The 21,720-nt window shown below is 62.3% G+C and carries 22 protein-coding genes; 8 read left to right on the top strand and 14 right to left on the bottom strand.

The window, feature by feature from the left end; genetic code table 11:
* Positions 1–3: 3 nt before the first annotated feature.
* Entirely contained in the window at positions 4–321 is a 318-nt protein-coding gene (locus A2J01_RS02035; RefSeq protein WP_003946343.1) for a WhiB family transcriptional regulator, read from the bottom strand.
* Positions 322–390: 69 nt separating this feature from the next.
* Complete coding sequence (locus A2J01_RS02030) at positions 391–621, bottom strand: DUF3263 domain-containing protein (protein WP_030534904.1); 231 nt, start codon at positions 619–621, stop codon at positions 391–393.
* A 194-nt stretch (positions 622–815) separates the two neighbouring features.
* Here A2J01_RS02030 and A2J01_RS02025 point away from each other — a divergent pair, with 194 nt between their 5' ends.
* Together A2J01_RS02025 and A2J01_RS02020 are read left to right on the top strand one after the other, a co-directional pair.
* The gene (locus A2J01_RS02025; RefSeq protein ID WP_003946405.1) at positions 816–2,003 is read left to right on the top strand and encodes an ROK family transcriptional regulator; all 1,188 of its coding nucleotides are present in this window, start codon (positions 816–818) and stop codon (positions 2,001–2,003) included.
* Positions 2,004–2,270: 267 nt separating this feature from the next.
* Positions 2,271–3,572: an MFS transporter gene (locus A2J01_RS02020; RefSeq protein ID WP_064111730.1), complete on the top strand. Its 1,302-nt coding sequence runs from the start codon at positions 2,271–2,273 to the stop codon at positions 3,570–3,572.
* 46 nt (positions 3,573–3,618) lie between these two features.
* Here A2J01_RS02020 and A2J01_RS02015 read toward each other — a convergent pair whose 3' ends face one another.
* The 9 genes from A2J01_RS02015 to A2J01_RS01975 form a co-directional block, all read right to left on the bottom strand.
* A complete protein-coding gene (locus tag A2J01_RS02015; protein WP_042921358.1) occupies positions 3,619–4,419 on the bottom strand; it encodes a crotonase/enoyl-CoA hydratase family protein in 801 nt (266 codons plus the stop codon).
* A 65-nt stretch (positions 4,420–4,484) separates the two neighbouring features.
* On the bottom strand, positions 4,485–5,438 hold the full coding sequence (locus tag A2J01_RS02010) for an LLM class F420-dependent oxidoreductase (RefSeq protein WP_269455269.1): 954 nt from the start codon (positions 5,436–5,438) through the stop codon (positions 4,485–4,487).
* 46 nt (positions 5,439–5,484) lie between these two features.
* Positions 5,485–5,886 carry a nuclear transport factor 2 family protein gene (locus tag A2J01_RS02005; RefSeq protein ID WP_021345212.1) on the bottom strand — a complete coding sequence of 134 codons (402 nt, stop codon included), beginning with the start codon at positions 5,884–5,886 and terminating at the stop codon, positions 5,485–5,487.
* Entirely contained in the window at positions 5,883–7,604 is a 1,722-nt protein-coding gene (locus A2J01_RS02000; RefSeq protein ID WP_042921362.1) for a class I adenylate-forming enzyme family protein, read from the bottom strand. Before A2J01_RS02000 ends, A2J01_RS02005 begins: the two co-directional genes overlap by 4 nt.
* A gap of 13 nt (positions 7,605–7,617) precedes the next feature.
* A complete protein-coding gene (locus tag A2J01_RS01995; RefSeq protein WP_003939841.1) occupies positions 7,618–8,901 on the bottom strand; it encodes an ABC transporter substrate-binding protein in 1,284 nt (427 codons plus the stop codon).
* Between the two features lie 58 nt (positions 8,902–8,959).
* Positions 8,960–10,048 carry a branched-chain amino acid ABC transporter permease gene (locus tag A2J01_RS01990; protein ID WP_064111728.1) on the bottom strand — a complete coding sequence of 363 codons (1,089 nt, stop codon included), beginning with the start codon at positions 10,046–10,048 and terminating at the stop codon, positions 8,960–8,962.
* Positions 10,045–10,941 (bottom strand): branched-chain amino acid ABC transporter permease, encoded by an 897-nt coding sequence (locus A2J01_RS01985; protein ID WP_064111726.1) that lies wholly within the window; start codon positions 10,939–10,941, stop codon positions 10,045–10,047. Before A2J01_RS01985 ends, A2J01_RS01990 begins: the two co-directional genes overlap by 4 nt.
* Before the next feature lie 3 nt (positions 10,942–10,944).
* Positions 10,945–11,658, bottom strand: coding sequence for an ABC transporter ATP-binding protein (locus tag A2J01_RS01980; RefSeq protein ID WP_003939931.1), 714 nt, complete (start codon positions 11,656–11,658; stop codon positions 10,945–10,947).
* A complete protein-coding gene (locus A2J01_RS01975) occupies positions 11,655–12,458 on the bottom strand; it encodes an ABC transporter ATP-binding protein (RefSeq protein ID WP_021345217.1) in 804 nt (267 codons plus the stop codon). Before A2J01_RS01975 ends, A2J01_RS01980 begins: the two co-directional genes overlap by 4 nt.
* Positions 12,459–12,572: 114 nt before the next feature.
* On the opposite strand from A2J01_RS01975, the gene A2J01_RS01970 reads away from it, so the two are divergent.
* The 4 genes from A2J01_RS01970 to A2J01_RS01955 are packed head-to-tail and all read left to right on the top strand — an operon-like array spanning position 12,573 to position 16,634.
* On the top strand, positions 12,573–13,160 hold the full coding sequence (locus tag A2J01_RS01970; RefSeq protein WP_064111724.1) for a nuclear transport factor 2 family protein: 588 nt from the start codon (positions 12,573–12,575) through the stop codon (positions 13,158–13,160).
* Positions 13,157–13,927, top strand: coding sequence for an SDR family oxidoreductase (locus A2J01_RS01965; protein ID WP_003940078.1), 771 nt, complete (start codon positions 13,157–13,159; stop codon positions 13,925–13,927). The genes A2J01_RS01970 and A2J01_RS01965 overlap by 4 nt, the downstream gene beginning before the upstream one ends.
* Complete coding sequence (locus A2J01_RS01960; RefSeq protein ID WP_064111722.1) at positions 13,924–14,979, top strand: NAD(P)H-dependent amine dehydrogenase family protein; 1,056 nt, start codon at positions 13,924–13,926, stop codon at positions 14,977–14,979. The genes A2J01_RS01965 and A2J01_RS01960 overlap by 4 nt, the downstream gene beginning before the upstream one ends.
* Positions 14,976–16,634, top strand: a complete 1,659-nt coding sequence (locus A2J01_RS01955) for a long-chain-fatty-acid--CoA ligase (protein ID WP_082900779.1) — start codon at positions 14,976–14,978, stop codon at positions 16,632–16,634. The genes A2J01_RS01960 and A2J01_RS01955 overlap by 4 nt, the downstream gene beginning before the upstream one ends.
* A 74-nt stretch (positions 16,635–16,708) precedes the next feature.
* On the opposite strand, the gene A2J01_RS01950 is transcribed toward A2J01_RS01955, so the two are convergent.
* Genes A2J01_RS01950 through A2J01_RS01940 form a run of 3 tightly spaced genes read right to left on the bottom strand, consistent with a single transcriptional unit; the run spans position 16,709 to position 20,230 of the window.
* Entirely contained in the window at positions 16,709–17,440 is a 732-nt protein-coding gene (locus A2J01_RS01950; RefSeq protein ID WP_064111720.1) for a hypothetical protein, read from the bottom strand.
* Positions 17,437–18,954 (bottom strand): carotenoid oxygenase family protein, encoded by a 1,518-nt coding sequence (locus A2J01_RS01945; RefSeq protein ID WP_064111718.1) that lies wholly within the window; start codon positions 18,952–18,954, stop codon positions 17,437–17,439. The genes A2J01_RS01950 and A2J01_RS01945 overlap by 4 nt, the downstream gene beginning before the upstream one ends.
* Positions 18,955–18,997: 43 nt before the next feature.
* Positions 18,998–20,230: an acetyl-CoA acetyltransferase gene (locus A2J01_RS01940; RefSeq protein WP_030534916.1), complete on the bottom strand. Its 1,233-nt coding sequence runs from the start codon at positions 20,228–20,230 to the stop codon at positions 18,998–19,000.
* 123 nt (positions 20,231–20,353) lie between these two features.
* Here A2J01_RS01940 and A2J01_RS01935 point away from each other — a divergent pair, with 123 nt between their 5' ends.
* Together A2J01_RS01935 and A2J01_RS37410 are read left to right on the top strand one after the other, a co-directional pair.
* The gene (locus A2J01_RS01935) at positions 20,354–21,565 is read left to right on the top strand and encodes an acetyl-CoA C-acyltransferase (protein ID WP_054827293.1); all 1,212 of its coding nucleotides are present in this window, start codon (positions 20,354–20,356) and stop codon (positions 21,563–21,565) included.
* Positions 21,460–21,720, top strand: a 261-nt coding sequence (locus tag A2J01_RS37410) for an SDR family NAD(P)-dependent oxidoreductase (RefSeq protein WP_442971547.1), incomplete at its 3' end; no start/stop codon positions are given. The genes A2J01_RS01935 and A2J01_RS37410, both read left to right, overlap by 106 nt.

Raw genomic sequence — 21,720 nt, 5'->3', positions numbered from 1 at the left:
CCGTCAGCTCGCGTTGGCGACCGCGGGCATCCGGTTGCTGCGCTTACGCAGCGATCGCACATATTCTGCGCGCTCGGTCTCCGTCATTCCACCCCAGATGCCGTACGGCTCGTGGACGGAGAGTGCGTGTTCGCGGCACTGCTGGAGTACAGGGCACGTCGCGCAGACCTTCTTGGCGTTGCGTTCACGGTTCTCGCGGGCGTGTCCACGCTCGCCGTCCGGATGGAAGTACACCGCGGAATCGTGCCCGCGGCACGCTCCCTGCAGCTGCCAGTCCCACACTTCGGCGGTCGGGTACGGCATCGGAAGGTGCTTGTGCATGATGGCGACCTCAATTCCTTACTCGGGTGACACGGATTCGGGTGACTCTGGGCTGACGCCGGGTCGGACTTATCGACGCCTGACCGATTGGCCGAGTCGATGTGCACAGACCGTTGCGAGTTCGCCGGTGACCGGCGGAGTCAGCGCTACGACGCCGTCGTCGAGAATTGCCTGCAGCCTGCGGAAATACTCGTCCGGGGCGAGGCCGAAGGTTACAAAGATCTCTTCGTCAGGTCCACCGTCGAACTGCTGCCACTTACGTGCGAACTCGACGATCTCTTGTGTATCGGTGCGGCTCATCAGGTTCTCCCCTGTTTGTGCGCCCTGCTTCACAGAAACTGCGACTCGTCTCCTCGGACGCCCGTGGCAGTGAGTCAAGACACAGACTATGCCTACTTCTGCTTTTTCACAAGACCTACTTACGTCTTTTTGTGGACAAAGTATGCGAACTTTCGCACGCTGAAGTTACCGACGAGGAATGCTTGAATAGGACAATGACCCGACCGTCCACGACTCCGGCTACCGCGGGAGAGGTATTCACGCTGATACGCAGCGGTTCCGCGACCACGCGCAGCGAGATCGGGAAGCTCACCGGCCTGTCCAGGACGGCGGTATCGGCCAGGGTTGCAGCACTTCAATCGCTTGGTTTGATCGCCGATGACGACGAGGGCCCGTCGACGGGCGGCCGGCCGCCGTCCACTCTCACCTTCGCGAACTCGTCCGGCGTGGTTCTCGTCGTGGCAATCGGTCGATCGCGGGCACAACTTGCCGTCACCGACCTGGCGGGCACGATCCTCGCGGCAGAAGACATCGACAAGTCGGTCGGGGTCGGCCCCGACGAACTGATGCCCGAAATTGCCGAGCATCTTTCGTCACTACTGGCCCAGGTCCACCGCGCGTCTACCGAGGTCATCGGAATCGGACTGAGCATTCCCGGAACGGTCGACGTCGCCGCGGGAGCAAGCCTCGACTCTCCGATGATGGCGGGGTGGGACGGAGTCGCGCTTGCCCCCTATCTGGCATCGGTGACCACGGCTCCGCTGTTCGCGGACAACGATGCCAACGTGATGGCTCTGGCCGAATTGAGCGAGCGACGCGAGAGTGCGCCCAACCTCCTGATGATCAAGGCGTCAACCGGCCTCGGCGCAGGAATCGTCATGGGCGGAGTCCTCCAACGCGGTTCACTCGGAGCGTCCGGCGAGATCGGGCATACCAAAACCGCTGCAGCGCGGGGCATGAAGTGTCGCTGCGGCGACGTCGGCTGCGTCGAAACTGTCGCCAGCGGTTGGGCTCTCGTGCACGCCCTCCGAGATCAGGGCCGAAGCGTCGGTCACGTGCGTGATGTCGTCCGCCTCGCCCTGGACGGCGACAGCGAAGCCCGCCGGCTCATCAGAAGCAGCGGCCGACTGATCGGCGACGTCATTTCCGGCGCGGTCAATCTCCTCAATCCCGAGGTCCTGATCATCGGCGGCGACATGGCCGAGGCGGACGAACTCTTCCTCGCCGGGCTTCGGGAGTCCGTCTACGGCAACGCAACGGCGCTTGCCACCCGAAAGCTTCAGATCGCTTCGGTCAGCCACGGCGCCCAATCCGGCATCCTCGGTTGTGCGGTTCTCGTCCTCGACCATCTGCTCAGCGCCAGGGAAATCGATCTGCGGATCGCGGCGTCACTCCACACGTGAGTCGCTGACTTCTCGCACGCTCCGCATCAAACAATCAGACTTTTCCGGCATCGCTTGTGTTGACGCTCACACTTCTGCATAATTCATTACCTACCGATCATTCGGTTGCCGATATCGACGATGAGATCGCGCAGGAACGCTCCGAGTCAGCCAAAAGCATGCACCGAGCACACCGGCAACGTCGCAGATCGAACAGCGTTTCTCCCCTGTTCCGACTTCGCAGTTTCACCGTGTCGGTGAACCACGTGACTGGCAGAAAGTAGCTCGATGACCACAACCAGAACTGGCACCAAGCCCGCCGCGAAGGAATACGACCGCGCCGCGATGGCGTCGATGGTCGGCACCACCGTCGAGTGGTACGACTTCTTCATCTACGCCCAAGCCGCAGCCCTGATCTTTGCCGACCTGTTCTTCAAGCCGATGGGCTCGGCCGGCCAGATCGTCTCCTACGTCACGGTCGGCATCAGCTTTGTCTTCCGTCCTCTCGGTGCCATCGTGGCCGGCTATCTCGGCGACAGGCTCGGCCGCAAACGTGTCCTGGTCGCGACGTTGGCGATGATGGGTGCCGCGACGGTTCTCATCGGCGTGCTGCCGACGTATGCCTCGATCGGAATCTGGGCACCGATCCTGTTGATCCTGCTTCGCGTCGTCCAAGGATTCTCGACGGGCGGCGAATGGGGCGGGGCCGCTCTTCTTGCCGTCGAACACGCACCCACCAAGCGTCGAGGGTTCTTCGGAGCGTTCGTACAGATGGGAGTACCGCTCGGAATGTTGCTCGCCACCGGCGTTTTGGCACTGTGCACATTCACCCTCACGGACGAACAGTTCACCACCTGGGGATGGCGAGTGCCGTTCCTGCTCAGCGTAGTGTTGATCGGCGTCGGCTTCTACATTCGAAGCAAGGTCAGCGAGTCACCCGTATTCGCCGAACTCAAGGAACGCCGCACCGAGAGCAACACGCCTATCCGAACTCTGTTCAAGAAACACCCGAAGCAGGTCGTACTCGCGGCGCTGTCCTTCATCGGCACAAACGGCAACGGCTACATGGTGATCGGCGGATTCATCGTCGCGTACGCAACCAAGACCTATGGCCTGGGTAAGACCGAACTACTGATTGCCACGCTCGCAAGTGCCGTCACGTGGGGCGTTTTCACCATGATCGGCGCCTACTGGTCGGATCGACGCGGCCGCACCACGGTGATGAACGTGGGCAACCTCGCAATGGTCCTCTTCGCGGTGCCGTTCTTCCTCCTCATCGACACCGGGGATCTCGGCTGGATCTACGTGGCGATGATCCTGTTCTCGGTCGGACTCGGGCTGTCGTACGGACCTCAACCCGCGTTGTTCGCCGAACTGTTCCCGGCTTCGATCCGTTACAGCGGTGCGTCGATCTCCTACGCGGTAGGCACCATCTTCGGCGGCGCCTTTGCTCCCACCGTCGCACAGTGGCTCCTCGGCAAGACCGGTGGCACCCTTGCCATCTCGATCTACCTCGCCCTGCTGGCCGCGGTCTCGTTCGTCGCCACGATGCTCATCAAGGATCGATCAGGACGAGACCTGATGGTGTGATCGACCTGAATGTGGACGCCCAACGGCGTCGCGATGCCGGAGTTTGTCAGCCGAACTTTCGAATGGCGAACTCCGGCAACTTCTTCGCGGCATTGGCGGTGCGTACGATCTTGTGGTTCTTGCCTCGCATCAGCGCCAGTTGGATCCGCGATTCGATCCAGAACGCGCCGCGAGGCGAGCGGTTCCAGGTCTTGTGCAGCAACGTCTTCGTCGCTGCGACGGCGTCCGGCGAGCGAACCGCGATCTGTGACAGCAGTTCCTGTGCCGGCTTGATCGGATTGTCGCTGACTCCGCTCACGAACCCCCACTCGAGAGCCTGATTTCCGTCGAACAGTTCAGCAGTCATGGCGAGGCGTTTCACGACGTCCATTGCCGCGAGTTCGCGCATCGTGACCGTTCCGGTCATGTCGGGGATCAATCCCCACTTCGCCTCCATCACCGAGAACGTGCAATCGGGGGTGGTGAATCGAAAGTCTGCGGCGAGCGCCAATTGCAGTCCCCCACCGAAGCAGTGCCCGTGAACGACCGCGATGACCGGCACGGGCAATTCGCGCCACACCCAGCACGCGCGTTGGAAGAGGTTGGTCTTCTGACCGGGAAACTTCGCGAAGGCCTTTGCCATCCGCCTCGGCTGCTTGCCCGCAGAAGCGAAGTCCAACCCGGCAGAGAATGCGTCACCCGCGCCTTGCAGAACCACGCCCCGAATCGAACGATCGGTTTCGATCGTTCGAGCGGCATTCACCAGCGCGTCGAGCATGTCCAGATCGAGACCGTTGAGTTTCTCCGGTCGGTTCAGCGTCACGTACGCCACCGACTGCACTACCTCGACACGAACGCGATCACTCACGGCAACTCCTCCGATTCGACATACCCCCGACGAACTTACCTGAGAGTAAGTTCCCCGGGGATTCGTCATGCCATCTCGGCAAGAAGTTCCATGGTCTCTTGCCCGGCCGGGTCCGAATCAGTGGATGACGGTACGGCCACGACGGTGTCCACACCCGCCGCTCGGTACGCCTCGAGTTGCGCGCGAGCATCGGCCGGAGTCCCGACGATTCCCACCGTTGCCACCATCGCGTCCGAGACCTGGCTCAAGAGCTCGCGCGGCGCGGCCCCGGCCCTGGCTGCCTCGATCACGTCCGCGAAGCCTGCGCGGACGAACATGTCCGAGTATCCGGGGGCAGCGAGATACGGCACGAGTCCACGTCTGAGTTGATCGATCGACATCTCAGTTGGGCCTTCGGTTGCCACGGCCGCCGGCGCCCACACCGACACCTGGGGCATCACCGTTTCCGTCTCAGCCGCGATCTCCTTGCACCGTGTGATCAGACGACCGGCCTGCTCCGCACTCACCAGATTGAGCACCAGTTCGTCACCCAACTCCACGGCGGCCCGAAGAGCCTTGTCTCCGAATGCCGCAACGATCAGCCGCCCACCTGGCGGCTGAAGTCGCAGCCGATATCCGCTGGTCCGCATCACCGTTCCGGCGACTTCGCCCCGCTCACCGTTCATCAGCGCTCGCACACCGCGGGAGGACTCCGCAAGTGCACGTGCCGCCCCGGATCTGCTTCGCCCATGCCATTTCTCGACCACGACAGTGCTGGAAGTACCCAACGCGATCGATACGTCACGCCCGGTCAGGTCGGATACCGACGCCGCCCCGATCGCGATCATCGCCGGATCACGAACCGTCACCGCGAGCGGGCCGACCACTAGTTCGGAGTGCTCGAATCCGGTGCCGACTGACGTCGCCAGAGCAAAGGCGTCGTACGTCGCCATCTCCCCCACCCACACTCGGCCGAACCCGAGTCTGTCGGCGAGGCGTGCAGTAGCGGTCACCTCCTGCGGCGGACGGTCCTGCCACAACCCCAGGGAGATGTCGATGGTCGGCAGTCGGCTATTCGAAATCCCGCTATTCGAAATCGGAGACAAGACCCATTCCCTCCAACAGTGTCGGACGGTCGTAGTACTCGAGCCACTCGGTGATCCGTCCGTCTGCCATGCTGAGGATTCCGACAACAGGAACGACGCCATGGGTACCGTCGAAGTGGAAGTCGTCCACTCGCTGCACAAATACCCTTCCGTCGATCACGCCGAGAGACTCGATCTTCAGTGTGATCCGTTCACACTTGCTTGCCAGTAACGCAATTCGGCCCGCAACGGCCTCCTTGCCGACAAGAGGTTCCTGCATGACGCTGTGGAGCACACCGTCCTCGGCGAACAAGTCGACGACGCGTGTCCAGTCCATGACGTCCCACGCCTGGAACATCTCACGCGCCAACGCAAGCTTGTCACTGTCGTTCATCACACTCATGCCACACTCTTCTGTCGAAGCTCACGCTTGAGGATCTTTCCGGTCGAATTGCGCGGCAGTTCTTTCCGAATCTCCAGCCGCTCGGGAAGTTTGTACGACGCGATGCGCTTGTCCTTCAGGAACGCAACCAGAGCATCGAGTTCGAGTTCCGTCTCGGGTCGAAGTGTCACCACTGCTGCGACGCGCTCACCGAGTACTTCGTCGGGGTCGCCGATGACGGCCACATCCGCAACGGCCGGATGCTCGGCGATCAATCCCTCCAGTTCGGCTGGGGCGATGTTCATTCCACCGCGGATCACCAGGTCCTTGCCTCGATCCAGGTAGCGTAGGAATTGTCCGTGATCACCGGCAATCTCGAAGATGTCTCCGGTGCAGAGGAATCCGCGCTCGTCGAACGGAGACGGCCGATCGCCGAGATAGCCGGCAAAGACCGTCGGTCCGCTGATTCGCAACTCACCCGGGTGCCCGACTTCGGTGATGTCCTCGCCGGTGACCACGTCGACCAAGCGCACGTCCATCCAGTCGGAGATTCTGGTGCTCCAGCGAAAGTTCTCGACACCGAAGCGGGGGAAGTACCGTGCGCGGTCGTCCGGATCCGGCATGTCCGCAGGCGAGGAGAGCAGACTGATGCCTTCGTTGGATCCGAAGAAGTTGATGACTCCGATTCCGTATCGCTCCTGCCATCCCCGGACCATCGGAGGTTGCAGTGGCACCGAACCCGAACCGATCCGAGTCAAGCTCGACAGGTCGACCGCCGCGAGCATCGACTCGTCGGCGAGCAGCATCCACAACAGCGCAGGCGGCGCTACCGTGTACGTCACGCGCTCGGCCTCGATCTGCCCGAGGAATACTCGAAGATCGAACGGGTGGTGCTGTACCAGTACACATCCCGTGCGGATCCACGGCAGGAACATTCCGTTGATTCCGGCCATGTTGACCATCGGGAACGGGTTCAACAAGACGTCGCCGACGACGATGTCGGGAGCGTCGATCGTGGCCCAGCAGATGGCCAGCCACTCGTAGTGCGAACGTGGGACCCCCTTCGGTTCGCTTTCGGTCCCGGAGGTCCAACAGATCGTCATCGCATCGTTGGGGTCGTTGGGATCTTCGGTGATTCGTACATCCAATTCACTGCGCTGTGTTTCGGTGGCCGCCCGAGGACTCAGCCCCACGACGCCGGTAGGAAGCTCAGCCGGAAGCTCTGATTCGGGAGCGTAGGCGAACACCGATCTCAGAGAAGGAATCCGGGATCTGATTGCAGCGATCTCCGTAGCAGGGAGTCTGTCACCAAAACTGGGTACGGTGACAAATGCTGCAAACGCCGCCTGGTTTGCCATTCCTTCCACTTCACGTTCGCGGTACTGCATGGGCAACGGCGAGACCACGATCCCCAGAGACCACGCTGCAAGGTAGACCTCGACCAATTCGACGGTATTGGGCATCTGCACGCCCAGAACATCTCCCCGGCCCAAACCCACCTCGGAGAAGCCGGCAGCGAGCGCGATGACTTCGCTCTCCAGTTGGTTCCAACTGAGGCGTCGCGGATCTCCGCCGGACAACTCGCTCCGGTTCGCCGGATCAACCACGGCAAGTTCGTCACCGCGTACCCGCACCTGCGCCCGGAACACCTGATCGATCGTCTCGTCGGACCACCACCCTTTCGAGGTGTATTCGTCCACCTTGACGCGAGGATGCAATCCCCTGTGTGCCTTGTTCATTCGCGTACTCGTTTCAGTTCTCGTAACGGCCGGAAATGTCGATCACGTCGCCTTGCTTCTCGAACGCCTGGGTAGCGGCGTTCCACTCGAACGGCTGGAATGCCAGGATTCCCAATGCATGGTCCGCGGTCATCGTGAATTTGATTCCGTCGATGAACATCGGCGGGTGGTAGTCCTGCGTTCGTGCGGCACTCATGATGCTGGCGCGTGAGAGTCCGTCGGATGACTCAGAGGCCCGAGTGAAGTTGTCCACCAACAGGTCACCGATGGCCCAGCCATTCACGGTGTAGCTGTTGGTCGGGGAATCGGCACCGTGAGCAGCCGCACCGGCCAGGTAGTCACGTACCGCCGCGTCGTCCTTGTAGAGGGCGTTGTTGGGATCCTTGAGCCACACCATCACCTGCTGCCCGTCGGCAGCATCACCGGCGGGCGCATACAGCGTCGCACCGTCGACGCAGTTCGACGGTTGAATCACGGTGTCGGGCTTCCATCCGACACGTCCGATCGCCTGGGTGATCGCGAGGCAATCGGTGGTGACACCGGCCACCACCAATACCTCGGCGCCACTGGCTTTGAGGGTCGATGCCGCCGTCTTGGGGTCGGTCAGCGCCTCTTCGGCTGCGATCTCGAAGTTCGTTCCTTCGATCGCGGACTTGAAGCCGTTGGCGATCCCTTGTCCGGACTCGGTCTGGTTCGTGGCCAAGGCAACCTTGGCGCCGCTCGGATACTTCTTCTTCAGGCTTTCGACCACTACCTCCATCTCGACGCCCGGATCCGGTAGATACTCCGTGGTCCACGGAAAGTCTTCGATCACCCGGAACTCGGGCATGCCTGCCTGCGCGAAGAGCAGTGGAACACAGGCAGTGGTCTGGTCGTCCGCGATGGCGTTCAACTGGCCTGCTCCGAACGTGCCCAGAACGTCGACCTTGTCCTTCTGAATGAACTCTCCGACATTGGCTTTGGCGCGCTCCGGGGAGAAGGCATCGTCCTTGACCACGACGTCGAGCTTGACGCCGCCGACGCCGCCGGCCGCGTTCTCGACCTCGAACCGTGCTCGCATTCCTTCGATCACGTTGCCGACCGCGTCGGCGAGCGGGCCGGACGTCGGCCCACTCCACCCCACCGTGAGTTTGTCGGTGATCGGCGCCGCGGCACCACTGGGATCGCTGCAGTCGTCGACCGATACTGCTCCGGCCGAGGTCGACGTGTTGCTCTCTGCGTCGGAGTTACCTCCGCAGGCCGAAAGGAGTAGTGCCGCAGCGGCGATGACTGCGGGAATCGTGGTCTGCCTTTTCATATCGTCCAGTTCCTTGCTGTGAGTTGAGAGAAACGAGAGTGGGCGAGGGAGACGGCGCTCAGGTGCGGGGTTCACCTTCGCGATACTTGGGATGATCTGCGGGAACCACCAGGACAAACCGTCGGAGAACGCTGTTGATCCGGCCGACGATTCCGTCCGGCATCAAGAACACGATCGCGATCAGCACCGCGCCGAACACCACTCCCGACACGGGGCCGTCGGTGACGCTTCCGGTGTAGTACGGCAGGAACACCACTGCCGTAGCCCCGACGATCGGGCCGAATTGCGTTGCGATTCCGCCCAACACCAGTCCGGTGATGAACTCGATCGACTTCATCAACGAAAAGGACTCGGGTGAGAGCGCGCCGATGTACATCGTGAACAGCGAACCTGCCAGACCGGTGATCGCGCCGGAAAGTCCGAAAGCGAGAATCTTGACCCGCGCGACGTTGATGCCGTTTGCACTCGCCGCAATCTCGTTGTCGCGCACCGCAACCATTGCCAGACCGAATCGACTCTTGACGAGATTGCGGATCAGGAGCATGACCACTGCCAGCGTCACTAACGAAACCCAGAAGATCCAGAGATAGGTGTCCGCGCGGGTCAAACCCGTCCATTTCGGCGGGACCAGAAGATTCGCACGAACGACCATGCCGGCCGCGCCACCGGTGAGATCCCCGGTCTTGCGGATCACTTCGGGAAACGCCACAGCGACGGCGAGGGTAACGAGGGCCAGATACAGCCCTTTGATCCGCAAGGAGGGAAGCCCGACGAGAAGTCCTAGTACGAAACACAATACGACTGCCATCGGGATTGTGGTCAACGGCGAGTATCCGCGATCGACGATCAGAACGCCGGTCGTGTACGCGCCGAGGCCGAAGAAGGCAGAATGGCCGATCGACAGAAGTCCGGTGTACCCGCTGACGATATTCAGTCCGGCGATGGCAATCGCGATGATGAAGACACTCGTGAACTGCCCTACGCGAAACGGCGCGCTCTGCGACACGAGGAGCAGGGCACAGACGGCAGCCACCAGCAGAACCAGTTGGAGTATCCGGTACGACGTCGATCCGGCAACCACCACGCGCGGCTGCCTGACTGCCTTTTCGGCGACCGCGGGTTCATTTCTCTCGGCAAGCGTCGTCATACCCGCTCCAGTTTCTTGGTACCGAACAGTCCATTGGGTCTGACGAAGAGGATCACCACGATGATCAGTAGCGCGGATGTCTGCTGCAGCGAACCGCCGATGACCGAAATGTAGCCGCTGAGCATCGATTCCAGAACACCGATCGTCAACCCACCCACAACTGCGCCGACAAGACTGTCCAGACCGCCGAACAGCGCTGCCGCAGATGCTGCGATGAAGATCGGGAACATGGTCGTGAGGCCGAGTTGTTGCGGCGAGAGCGGAGTGACCAGGACACCGGCCAGTGCGCCGATCGCTGCCGCAACACCCCAGCCGATTGCGAGTATCCGGCTGGTCGGAACTCCGGCGAGAGTGGCAGATTCGGCATTGTCCGCGACGGCACGCATGTGCAGACCGACTCTCGTCTTGCGAAAGAGCAAGGACATCAACACAAGTAGGACAACGAGCGCAACCAGTACGCCCAGTGCGTCGCCGTACACGCGCGCGCCGCCCACTGAGATGTAGTCGGTGGGACCGTTGGGAAACGGGCTCGGCATGATCTTCGTTTCGCTCCCCCACAGCATTCCGGCCAACGAGTTGAGCCCGGTGAACAATCCCAGTGCCACTATCAGCACTGCCATGTCACTTCTACGTTGAACCGGCCGGATGAGCAGACGCTCCATCAACGCCCCGAGCAGGAAGCCGAGAGCGAGAGCCGATCCGATCGCGGCCCAGATCGGCCAGGACATCGTTGTGAGCCACCACGCCACGAAGGTTGTGAACAGGGCCAACTCGCCCTGAGCGAAGTTGATCGTGCCGGTGGCACGGAACACCACCACGAGTGCCAGCGCGAGAATTGCGTAGATCGAGCCGTTGGTCAATCCGGAGATGAGTCGTTCGAGGAAGAGTGTCACCGTTTACTCCTGGTACCCGAGATAGGCGCTGCGCACGACGTCGTCCGAACGAAATTCCTCGGGCGTGCCGGCAGCGACGATGGTGCCTACGTCGAGCAGGAAGACCTTCGACGCGAGTTTCATCGCGAGATCGGCATTCTGTTCCACGATCAGCAGTGCAGTTCCGTCGCTCCGGTTGATCGCACCGAGCGTGTCGAACAATTCGGCGATGACGATGGGCGCCAGACCCAGGCTCGGTTCGTCGCACAAAAGCAGGGTGGGACGGCTCATCAATGCCCGCGCGACCGCGAGCATCTGCTGTTCACCGCCTGACAGCGAACCTGCCAACTGTGTGGACCTCCTCGCGAGCACCGGAAATGTCTCACACCACCGCTCGATGTCGGCCTCGATCTCCGCCTTGTCGTTGCGAAGCGCAGCGCCGACGAGCAGGTTGTCACGTACCGACAGTTGACCGAGAGTTCCACGGCCCTGTGGGACAAGGCTGACGCCGGCGGCCACGGCGCGTTCAGGTTTGGATCCGAGCGGCGAACCGTTGAAGGTGATCGTTCCCTGGTGCGGAATCAATCCGGCAAGCGCACGCATCATGGTGGTCTTGCCGGCACCGTTCGCGCCGAGAACGACAGCGACCCCGCCGGGTTCCACGTCGAGCGAAACCCCGTGCAGTACATTGCCTCGCCCGTAACCGGCATGCAGATCATCGACGCTCAGCAGGCTCATGCCGCTCGCCCCAGATAAGCATTGATCACGGCGTCGTTCTGCTGGATCTCCGCCGGAGTACCTTCAGCGATCTTGTGGCCGAAGTTCAGTGCGACAACGTGATCGGAGATACCCAGCACCAATCCCATGTGGTGTTCGACCAGAAGCGCTCCGAAGCCGAAGTCGTCGCGGAGCGAGACGATCAGTTCTCCCAGCTCCTTGACTTCGCTGTGTGTGAGCCCGCCGGCGGGCTCGTCGAGCAGAAGCAGCGAAGGCTCGGACATCAATGCTCGTGCCAGTTCGACGCGCTTGAGTGTTCCGAACGGAAGGCCTGCTGCCGGCGCGTTCGCGACGTCGACGAGTTCGAGGCGTTCGAGCAGGTACCAGGCCTTCTCTCGCAGTTCTCGGACTCGGGCGCGCGCTGGAGGCCAGCCGAGAACCCCGCTCGCCAGTCCGAAGCGGCCCCGAGACGATCCGCCGACCATGGTGTTGTCGAAGACGCTCATGCCGCTGAACAGTGCGAGATTCTGGAAGGTCCGAGCGATCCCTGCAGATGCCAATGCATAGGGCCGCAATCCCAAGAGGTCGGTTCCTTGCCAGGTGATGACACCGCGACTCGGTTCGTAAATCCTTGTGATGCAGTTGAACAGCGTGGTCTTACCAGCGCCGTTCGGCCCGATGAGTCCGCAGATCTGGCCGGCGTGGACGTCGAAGCCGACGTCGTCGAGAGCCGTGACTCCGCCGAATTCGATCGATACATCGGAGAGCGTGAGTACGACCGGGTCATTCGCGGGTTGTGCGGGTGGTGTGTTTCCAAGCATTGGTTTCACCTCCTCGTGACACTTCAATTAACAGTGTGATAGAGATTACTACAGTAAACAGAGGCACTCCGTCAACGTGCGGCCCCCGACCCGGAGCCGAGAAGGGACATCATCGTGAGGTCCAACAACATTCACGCAGTCGACAGCGGCGGGGGCCCAGACGTCAGGGACTACAGCCGGGTCGACGCTCTCGTCGCCAAGCAGGAAATCTACGAGGTTCTGGCTCGTTTCCTCCGAGCCGCCGATCGCGGCGACGTCGAGGACGCCAGGCGGTGTTATCTACCCGGCGCAACCGAAGACCACGGGGGTGTCTTCACCGGCACCGCCGACGACTACATCGACCACATCGCCGGGGCCATCACCCACCCACGGTCACTGACCACCCACGCAATGACCAACGTCTTGGTCGAACTCGACGGGGACACCGCACACGTCGAGTCCTACGTGCTTGCCTTCGCGCGAATCAAGCACTCGGACGGCATAGCCGACACACTCACCTCGGCGCGCCTGATCGACCGCTTCGGCTACGAGGACGGCAGGTGGGGAATCCGCCACCGCGCACTGCGGTGGGACTGGAACCACGACATGGCCACAGCCGAAGGCTGGATCTTCGGGATGCTCGCGCCTGAAACGTCTTTGAAGAAGAGCAAGAAATTTCCCGACGACCTCATCTACACACGGCAGACACAGGAGCACTCATGACAAGGTTTCGCGGAACGCCGATAGAGGGCGCGACTGTCCTCGTCACCGGCGCCAATCGAGGGCTCGGCTTGGCCTTCGTCCAACAGGCGAAGTCGATGGGTGCCGCCAAAATTTATGCAGGGGTGAGAAATCCCGACGAGGCGCCCGCCGAGCTGCGATCCACCGGAGCACACATCGTCGAACTCGACGTGACCGATCCAGGACTCGTCGATGCAGCGGCCCGGGCGTGCGGTGACACCACAGTGGTCGTCAACAATGCCGGACTGTTCACCGGGAATCGGTTGATCGAGGCCGACGACCAAGCGGCTGCGCGAGCCGAGATGGAGGTCAACTACTTCGGGCCTCTGACGATGATCCGCGCCTTCGCGCCGGTACTCGCCGCCCGCGGCGGAGGATCGATAGTCAACGTCCTGTCGGTGGCCGCAATCGCTCCGACCGCCTTCATGGGTGGCTATTCACCGGCCAAGGCGGCTGCTCTGTCGCTCGGCGGCATCGCTCGCGCCGAACTCGAACCGCACGGCATCACCGTCACGTCGTTGATCGTCGGCAGCGTCGACACCCGCATGGCGTCACATGTGCAGGGCCACAAGGAAAACCCTCTCGACATCGCGGCAACCGGACTCGCCGCCATGCAACGCGGCGAGTGGACGTGCGACACCGATTTCATGGCAATCGACGCGCGTGCGCGCCTGGCCCGCGATCCGATTCGGTACGAACGCGGACTGGGCAAGCTGCTCTTCGCCGGCGAACTGACCACCCGATCATGAGCGATCCGATTCGTGTTGCCCAGTGGGCGACCGGCGCCATCGGCAAGACGGCGCTACGCGGAATCATCGATCGTCCCGACCTCGAGTTGGTCGGCCTCTACGTGTACAGCGACGCCAAGGCGGGTCGAGACGCCGGTGACATCGCCAGACGAGCACCGACGGGGGTGATCGCTACACGCGACGTGGACGAGATCATCCGCTCGCGCCCACAGGTTCTCATCCACAGTCCGCGGTTGCAGATTCCGTACGAACGCCACGACGACGATCTGTGCCGTCTGCTTCGCGCCGGGATCAACGTGATCACGACGGCCGGGCAGCACTTCCCCCGCGCACACGGCACCGAACGCGAGCACATGTTCGCCCAAGCATGCAAGGAAGGCGATTCGTCGCTCTTCGGGGTCGGCGTGAGCCCAGGTGTCATCGGCGAGCGATTGGCGTTGGCGCTGACGGGAACATCGATCGAACTCGACCGAATTACGATCGACGAGGTGCTCGACGCTCGCGGCATGCCTGACCCCGACTTCGCGTTCACCGTCATGGGAATGGGTTCGCCCCCGGAGGAACTGGACGGATCCGGGCCGTTGCCCTCGCTGTACGCGTCGCTGTACCTCGAGACCATCGCGTTCATGTGCGAGCGCCTGGGCGTCACCTACGACGAGGTCGTGTCCGATCACAGGGTCGTTCCGGCACGTACGGATCTCGACGTCGCCGCCGGACGCATCGCCGCGGGAACCGTCGGAACCACCGAATGGCGCTGGCACGCAATGGTCGACGGAAAGCAGTTCCTCACCCTCGCCATCATCTGGACCATGGAACCTGATCGCGACGAATACGCGGGACGGGACCAATGGGAAGTCCACCTCTTCGGCAAACCCGAGATCGTGATGACCGTCAACCTGGTCGAACCACAAGATCCGAACAGTCGCACGACAGCCGGTCAGTTCATCACTGCAGGCCCGGCACTACGCGCCGTCGAGCATGTACTCGCTGCTCCCGCCGGCATTTTCGAACCCCCTGTCTTTGCCCCCTTCAGATTGGAGCATTCAGCATGACAACTCAGCCGACGGCCGTAGGTTCGACTGCCACCCGTGAACCTGCCACCCGTGAACCTGCCGTCCGTGAACCTGCCGTCCGTGAACCTTCCGTGAACGCGCTCCTGCCCGACGGTCGCCCCGTGCAGAATCTGGAAGACTTGCTACGCAGCCGGGCGATTGCCAGTCCGAAGAGCACCGCCGTCATCTCCGATGACGGGCGTACCAGTTTCCGCGAACTCGACATCGAAACAAATCGTGTCGCGAATGCACTTCTGCGCGATGGTGTTCGACCCGGCGACCGGGTGGCGTACATCGGGGCCAATGCACCGTCTTTCCTCTCCGTCCTGTACGGATCTTCGAAGATGGGCTCGATCCTGACGGCCGTCAACAATCGGCTGGCACCGGGCGAGGTCGACTACATCCTGAGCAACAGCGAGCCGACCGTCGTCGTACTCGGAGCAGGCGATGAGGGCCTCTCCGACGTCGCCGCGGCGGTCGGTAGCGTCCGGACCGTCGTCACGGTGGACGGTTCCGGAAACTCGATCTCGTGGAACGACTGGCTTTCCGGTGTCGGCGACGACGATCCGGGGTCGTCGCGCCGCCCCGACGACACAGCGCTGATCTTCTACTCGTCGGGAACCACCGGTCACCCGAAGGGAATCGAACTCACCGGCGCCAACCTCGGCCGTGCCCTCGCCACCATGTATCACCTGCTCGATCTCGACACCGACTCCGTGGCTATGTGCCCGGTTCCGTTCTTCCATGTGGCCGGACTGGGTCTCGCCCTGGTCACGACGGTCGGCGGTGGCGCTCTACTGCTCGAGACCATCGCCGGACCTCTCGAACTCGTCGCGCTGATGCAGGAGTACAAAGTCACGCATGCGGTCGCCGTTCCCGCGGTGATCAGCGTCCTGACCTCCCTTCCGGCTGTGCGCGAGGCAGATTGGAGTGCCCTGCAGTTCCTGGTCTACGGAGCCGCGCCGATGCCACTGCCCCTGTTGCAAGACGCGACCGAGGTCTTCGGGTGTAGTTTCCTGCAGGCATACGGTCTCACCGAGTCGACCGGCGGCGTCACCATGCTGACCCCGGAAGATCATCGGGCGACCGACGAGTCGACCGCGCATCGGTTGAAGTCCGTCGGGCAGCCGATGTTCGGAGTGCCCATCCGCATAGTCGATCCCGTGACGCTCGAAGACGTCCCGGTCGGTACCCGCGGAGAGGTCGTCATCGGCGGCGCTCACGTCATGAAGCGTTACTGGCGTAACGAAGCAGCCACTGCGGCCACCATGTTGGACGGCGACTGGCTTCGCACCGGAGACGGCGGATCGTTCGACGAGGACGGCTATCTCTACCTCCACGACCGCCTCAAGGACATGATCGTCTCCGGCGGTGAGAACGTCTATCCGGCCGAGGTGGAGAGTGTTCTCTCCGGGCACCCCGGCATCCGCGAGGTCGCGGTAGTCGGCGTTCACTCCGATCGGTGGGGTGAGACTCCCCTTGCCGTGGTCGTTCGAGCTGCTGATTCGGATGCAACCGAAGCGGAGATCATCGAGTGGTCACGCGAACGACTGGCTCACTTCAAGTGCCCCAGTGCGGTTCGGTTCATCGAGGAGCTGCCACGCAACGCTAGCGGGAAGCTGCTCAAGACTCGTTTGCGACAGGACTTCGCTTGAGTCCATGACACGAATTCGGGGCCGGTCGCTTCGAGCGATCGGCCCCGATTTCTGTCATTCGATGTGAAGCACGCTCAGCGTGGGTGAATCCGGAATTCCACGCCGCCGACACTCAGCCCGGGCTCGACGGCAGACGCGCCGCTCGACGCCGCCAGATCGATTGCAGTGAGCATCGACCGCTCCCCCGGAACGAACGACACGACGCGTGATCCCAGCCTGATCGAGAGTGGTTGCGCCGAGACCGGTTTCTTTCCGAACACTTCGGCCCACAGCGTCGCCGTCCTGGCCGGATCGGGCGAGGACACGTCGACGCCGAGGATGTCGTCGACCCAGGGATCGAGGGAAACCTCCTTCTCCGTCTCATCCCAGAACCACTCGTCGGCGTCGGGAATCTCGTCGAGTTCTACGAGCAGTCCGAGATCACCGGGATGAAGTTGGACGATCCGGTGACCGTAGGCCTCGAGATCTGCCACCGTCCGAACATCGGCCGCAGCTGCACGTTCCAGATAGGGCTCGATGTTCGAAACCTGGATCGAGAGTGCATAGCCGCCCTCCCCTCCGCCCTTGCGGATCCATCTCGCCAGCGAGACCGTCTCGTCGAGCGGTGCGACGATCTCGAGAAATGCCTGCGGCCCGACGGCCAAGGTCTCGTCGGCCAAACCGATGTCTTCGAGCAGTGGATCCGCGAATCCTGGCGCCAGATTCAACGCTTCACGTAATTGTTGACCGGTCTTGTCCAGGTCTCGTGCACCGATCACCACCTGCCGCAGGATCTCCCACGTGCCCCCGTCGTGCGTGCCCGTCACAGTCCGACCGCTTCGGCTGCGGTGTCGGCACTCTGCCAGCGTCGGAGTTCGGCACCCGGCGCCCACGTCGAGTGGGTGCCACTCGAAATCCGTTCGGGAAGGCGAAGTTTGCACAATGGTCCGTCTCCGACGCGGGCAGCGTCGAAGATCAGGCAGAAGGACGCGTCCTCGTTCATGTCGGTGGTCAACGTGATGAGATAGCCGTCGTCTTCAGCGGTACCACCCACGCGCGGCGCCATCGAGGTCTCGCTTCCATACACGCCGTCACCGAAGGAAAATCGTTCCTCGTTCCCCGTCAGCAGGTCGTGTTTGACCAAGCCGTCGAACAGGAACCACGACGGCTTACCAGAAGCCGCATAGGCGTATCGGTACTTCTCACCCGCGAAATTGCTGTTCATCATGCCGAATTCGGTGATCGAGTCACTGAGTTGCTCTTCACGCGTGGCTCCGGTGACCAGGTTCAAACGCCAGCGGTGAAGCCGGGTCTGCATGCGATCGAGAGCGAGGAAACGGAAGGCGCGCTCCCACTGATTGCCCATACCGTTGTCCGACGGTTCCGGATCGCCCTGGTAGAAACCGTCCAGAACAATCTCGTCGCCCTCTTCGTAGGCGTTCACGAAGTGCAGGACATAGGTCGGATCGGCTTCGAACCACTTGATGTCAGAGGTATTTCCGCGGCGTGGGATGACTCCGAGACGGAGCGGGATATCGGGATGGAAATTCGCGACGTGCGCGCCCTTCTCCAGCAGAACCGGATCCCAGAACAAGGGGCAGTCGTTGAGGATCGCGTAGTTCTCCGTGAAGGCCATGTCGTGCGGCAAGCGTGGACCTGGAAGCGGGACGTCGACGTAGTGGACCAACTCGTTGGCCGAGTCCACGACGCCGTAATGCATGTACGGCGCTTCCTTGCTGTAGTTGAAGAACAGCATTTCTCCGGTCTTGTCGTCCACCTTCGGATGCGCGGACACACCCCATTCGAAGGGGAACTTGCCGTTCCAGCTTTCCTTTCCGAGTGTCTCCGCCGACATCGGATCGAGACGATACAGATCTCCGCACTGGTAGAAGCTGGTGAGAGCAGTCCCCCGGTGAACGACGACGTCGGTGCTGGACGCGTCCTTCATCCGGGTGCGCGCACCCTTGCCGCCCTCGGGGCGACTGAGTTTGGGAGACTCGGCAAGCCCGGCCCACAACGCAGCGCCGGCATCCTGCTCGGCCGCCAAGCCGTCGGTACGTACGAATCGGTTGCGGTAGAACGACTCTCCGTCGCGAAAGCCCACGATGTGAATCATGCCGTCACCGTCGAAGGGGTGATACGCCTTCATCGAGGGATGGAGCGGATTCTCGGTGTTACGCAGGTAGACACCGTCGAGGTCTTTCGGAACCTCACCGAATACGACTTCGAGGTTGTCCGCTTTGAACTCGCTGGTCTGGGGTTGCCACGGGCCGGTGCGATACGGGTGATCGTCATCGGCGGGAAGGGTGGACAACAACTTGCCTACGATTTCGACGTCCATGGAATTCTCTTTTCGACTGATGGGGAAAGGCTGGGCTGCACTTTCAGGAAACTGCGTCGACGACAAAACTGACGGTGGTGGCCGTACTTCCACCGAAGTTGAGCGTCGCAAAGCGGCTCGCACCCTCGACTTGGAAACCGCCGGCCGTTCCCGTCACCTGATGGGCCGCGTCGAGAAGCATTCGAACACCACTGGCACCCACCGGATGACCACCGCCGATCAGACCGCCGCTGGGGTTGATCGGTAGCTTGCCGCCCATGGCGATGTCACCACTCTCGATGGCTTTCCACGACTCGCCGGGCGCGGTCAGACCGATGTGGTCGATCGCGAGATACTCACTCGCCGTGAAACAATCATGTGTTTCGATCCCGTCTATCCCGGCCAGGTCGACTCCGGCCCGGGAGAAGGCACCCATCACCGCATCCCGAACGTGTGGCATCACGTAGGGATTATCGGCATCGCGGGCCAGCTTCTGCTCGAGACCTAAACCAACTGTCCGGTGACCCCAGCCCGCGATCTGGGCCAGCGGAGTCGCCGCGGCATCAGGATGCTCTCGGAGGTATTTGTCCGTCACCAGCACAACCCCTGCGCCACCGTCGGTCACCTGACTGCAATCGAATCGTCGAACACCACCTTCCACAACGGGATTGGTGGTGTCGTCACCACCCGCATTTCCGAGTAGATCGGGCACCGCCCAACCGCGTGTCTGCGCGTTGGGGTTGTTCTTCGCGTTTGCGAAGTTGATCTGCGAGATCGCGCGAAGGTGAGATTCGTCGATCCCGTAACGCCGCCCGTACTCCTTCGACACACGGTCGAACATGTACGGCCACATGAATTTTGCTTCCTGACCTTCGTGTCCGACCCAGGCTGCAGCGCCCAGATGGCCAGCCGCGTCATCACCCGGAACCGTCTTCTCCAGTTCGATACCCATCACCAGAGCCACGTCGTAATTGCCGGCGCGCAGGTCTGCCATCGCTGCAAGTACAGCGATACTGCCCGATGCGCACGCCGCCTCGTGCCGAGACGAGGGCACACCCCACAGGTCTGGATGCACGGTGGCGGGCATCGCGCCCAGCTGACCTTGGCCGGCAAACAATTGCCCGAAGGCATTACCGACGTGGATCACCTCTATGTCGGTGGCAGGAACCTTCGCCGCGTCCAGGGTGTGGTTCACCACCTCTTCGGCAAGGTTCGCGAAATCGAGTTCCTCACGGGTGAAGTTCCGTGCGAAGTCGGATTGGTACCCGCCGAGAATCCAAATGTTCGAAACAGTCATGACCTCTCCCCTTGCCGATCCGGCCTCGGTGACGTCACCGAGATACCCGCGCAACGGCGGTTGTAATTTCACCGCAACCGTACTACAACTAGCAGAGTAACTCTACTAATTGAAGGGTTGAAAATGACTGATGCTTTTGTCCTCGACTACGTGCGAACGCCGCGCGGTCGAGCATCGGCGCGAGGCGCCCTCCACGAACACAGCCCAGTCGATCTTGTCGTCCACCTGGCCAAGGCTTTGCAGGGTCGAACGAACCTCGCCGCAGAACAGATCGACGACGTCGTTCTCGGTTGCGCATCGCAGGTGGACGAGCAGGGCGCGAACATCGCGAGAACTGCCGCACTCCTTGCCGGTTGGGGCGATTCCGTTCCCGGCGCGACCCTCAATCGTTTCTGCGCATCCGGCGTCGACGCAGTCGGCCAGAGCGCGGCCCGCATTCGCGGCGACGACGTGTCCCTCGTCGTGGCCGGTGGCGTCGAAAGTGTCTCCCGGACTCCGATGTTCAGTGATCGAGGACCGCTGTGGACCGACCCGGCAACTATCGCGCAGATCGGTTCCATCCATATGGGTATTGCCGCCGACTTGAATGCCACGATCGAGGGGTACTCCCGCGACGAGTTGGATGCGTACGGCGTCGAAACCCAACACAAGGCTGCCGAGGCCTGGCGCAACGGCGCATTCGAGCGGTCCGTTGTGCCTGTCCCCGGCAGAAACGGAGAAGCGGGAACAGCCCACGACGAACTGGTCAGGGCAGAGACGACGGCAGAGGGACTCGCAGCGCTGCCTGCCGCCTTCGAAGGGCTCGGCGCCGCCGGTCAGGATGCACTCGCGCTCGCCGCCTACCCTGAGGTCGGCAAGATCGAACACCTGCACACCGTCGGATCCTCTCCCGCCATGGCCGACGGCGCAGCGCTCCTACTCCTCGGATCCGAGAAAGCCGCGGCGAGAGCCGGCTTGACCCCTCGCGCACGGATCATCGGATCCGCCTCGACTTCGGTGAATCCGGTCCTCATGCTCACTGCGGGCCAGAGCGCCGTGGAGGCAGTCATCGCGCGAGCCGGGCTTCGTCCACAGGACATCGACGTGTTCGAGTTCGCAGAGGCGTTCTCCGCACTCTGCCTACGGTTCCGCCGCGATCTTGACGCCGGGCCGGACCGCATGAACCCCAACGGAGGCACGATGGCGATGGGCCATGCATTCGGCGCCACCGGAGCAATTCTCGTCGGCGCATGTGTCGACGAACTGGTACGGAGCGACGGACGCTACGGTGTGGCCGCGGTCAGCGGCGCCGCCGGTGTCGGAGTCGCGGTGCTCGTCGAACGGATCGCCTCATGACCGTCAGTTCACTCTCTGGCCGCGTTGCCGTCGTCACGGGAGGGGGTAAGGGCCTCGGCCGTGCCGTCGCACTGCATCTCGCGAGCCGAGGGGTCACGGTGATCGTCAACAATCGAAATCGCACACTCGATTCGAGCGGCCGAGGCCCTGCAGAT

It is taken from the genome of Rhodococcus sp. EPR-134 (assembly GCF_001647205.1).
Taxonomy (GTDB): domain Bacteria; phylum Actinomycetota; class Actinomycetes; order Mycobacteriales; family Mycobacteriaceae; genus Rhodococcus_F; species Rhodococcus_F qingshengii.
The sequence above is the reverse complement of the archived record's forward strand: the minus strand, read 5'-3'. Positions and strand labels throughout refer to the sequence as shown.

Bases quoted from the DNA above. Each gene is read 5' to 3' on its own strand.
- A2J01_RS02035 (WP_003946343.1), bottom strand. From the start codon at position 321: ATGCACAAGCACCTTCCGATGCCGTACCCGACCGCCGAAGTGTGGGAC.
- A2J01_RS02030 (WP_030534904.1), bottom strand. From the start codon at position 621: ATGAGCCGCACCGATACACAAGAGATCGTCGAGTTCGCACGTAAGTGG.
- A2J01_RS02025 (WP_003946405.1), top strand. From the start codon at position 816: ATGACCCGACCGTCCACGACTCCGGCTACCGCGGGAGAGGTATTCACG.
- A2J01_RS02020 (WP_064111730.1), top strand. From the start codon at position 2,271: ATGACCACAACCAGAACTGGCACCAAGCCCGCCGCGAAGGAATACGAC.
- A2J01_RS02005 (WP_021345212.1), bottom strand. From the start codon at position 5,886: ATGAGTGTGATGAACGACAGTGACAAGCTTGCGTTGGCGCGTGAGATG.
- A2J01_RS02000 (WP_042921362.1), bottom strand. From the start codon at position 7,604: ATGAACAAGGCACACAGGGGATTGCATCCTCGCGTCAAGGTGGACGAA.
- A2J01_RS01995 (WP_003939841.1), bottom strand. From the start codon at position 8,901: ATGAAAAGGCAGACCACGATTCCCGCAGTCATCGCCGCTGCGGCACTA.
- A2J01_RS01990 (WP_064111728.1), bottom strand. From the start codon at position 10,048: ATGACGACGCTTGCCGAGAGAAATGAACCCGCGGTCGCCGAAAAGGCA.
- A2J01_RS01980 (WP_003939931.1), bottom strand. From the start codon at position 11,658: ATGAGCCTGCTGAGCGTCGATGATCTGCATGCCGGTTACGGGCGAGGC.
- A2J01_RS01975 (WP_021345217.1), bottom strand. From the start codon at position 12,458: ATGCTTGGAAACACACCACCCGCACAACCCGCGAATGACCCGGTCGTA.
- A2J01_RS01965 (WP_003940078.1), top strand. From the start codon at position 13,157: ATGACAAGGTTTCGCGGAACGCCGATAGAGGGCGCGACTGTCCTCGTC.
- A2J01_RS01960 (WP_064111722.1), top strand. From the start codon at position 13,924: ATGAGCGATCCGATTCGTGTTGCCCAGTGGGCGACCGGCGCCATCGGC.
- A2J01_RS01955 (WP_082900779.1), top strand. From the start codon at position 14,976: ATGACAACTCAGCCGACGGCCGTAGGTTCGACTGCCACCCGTGAACCT.
- A2J01_RS01945 (WP_064111718.1), bottom strand. From the start codon at position 18,954: ATGGACGTCGAAATCGTAGGCAAGTTGTTGTCCACCCTTCCCGCCGAT.
- A2J01_RS01940 (WP_030534916.1), bottom strand. From the start codon at position 20,230: ATGACTGTTTCGAACATTTGGATTCTCGGCGGGTACCAATCCGACTTC.
- A2J01_RS01935 (WP_054827293.1), top strand. From the start codon at position 20,354: ATGACTGATGCTTTTGTCCTCGACTACGTGCGAACGCCGCGCGGTCGA.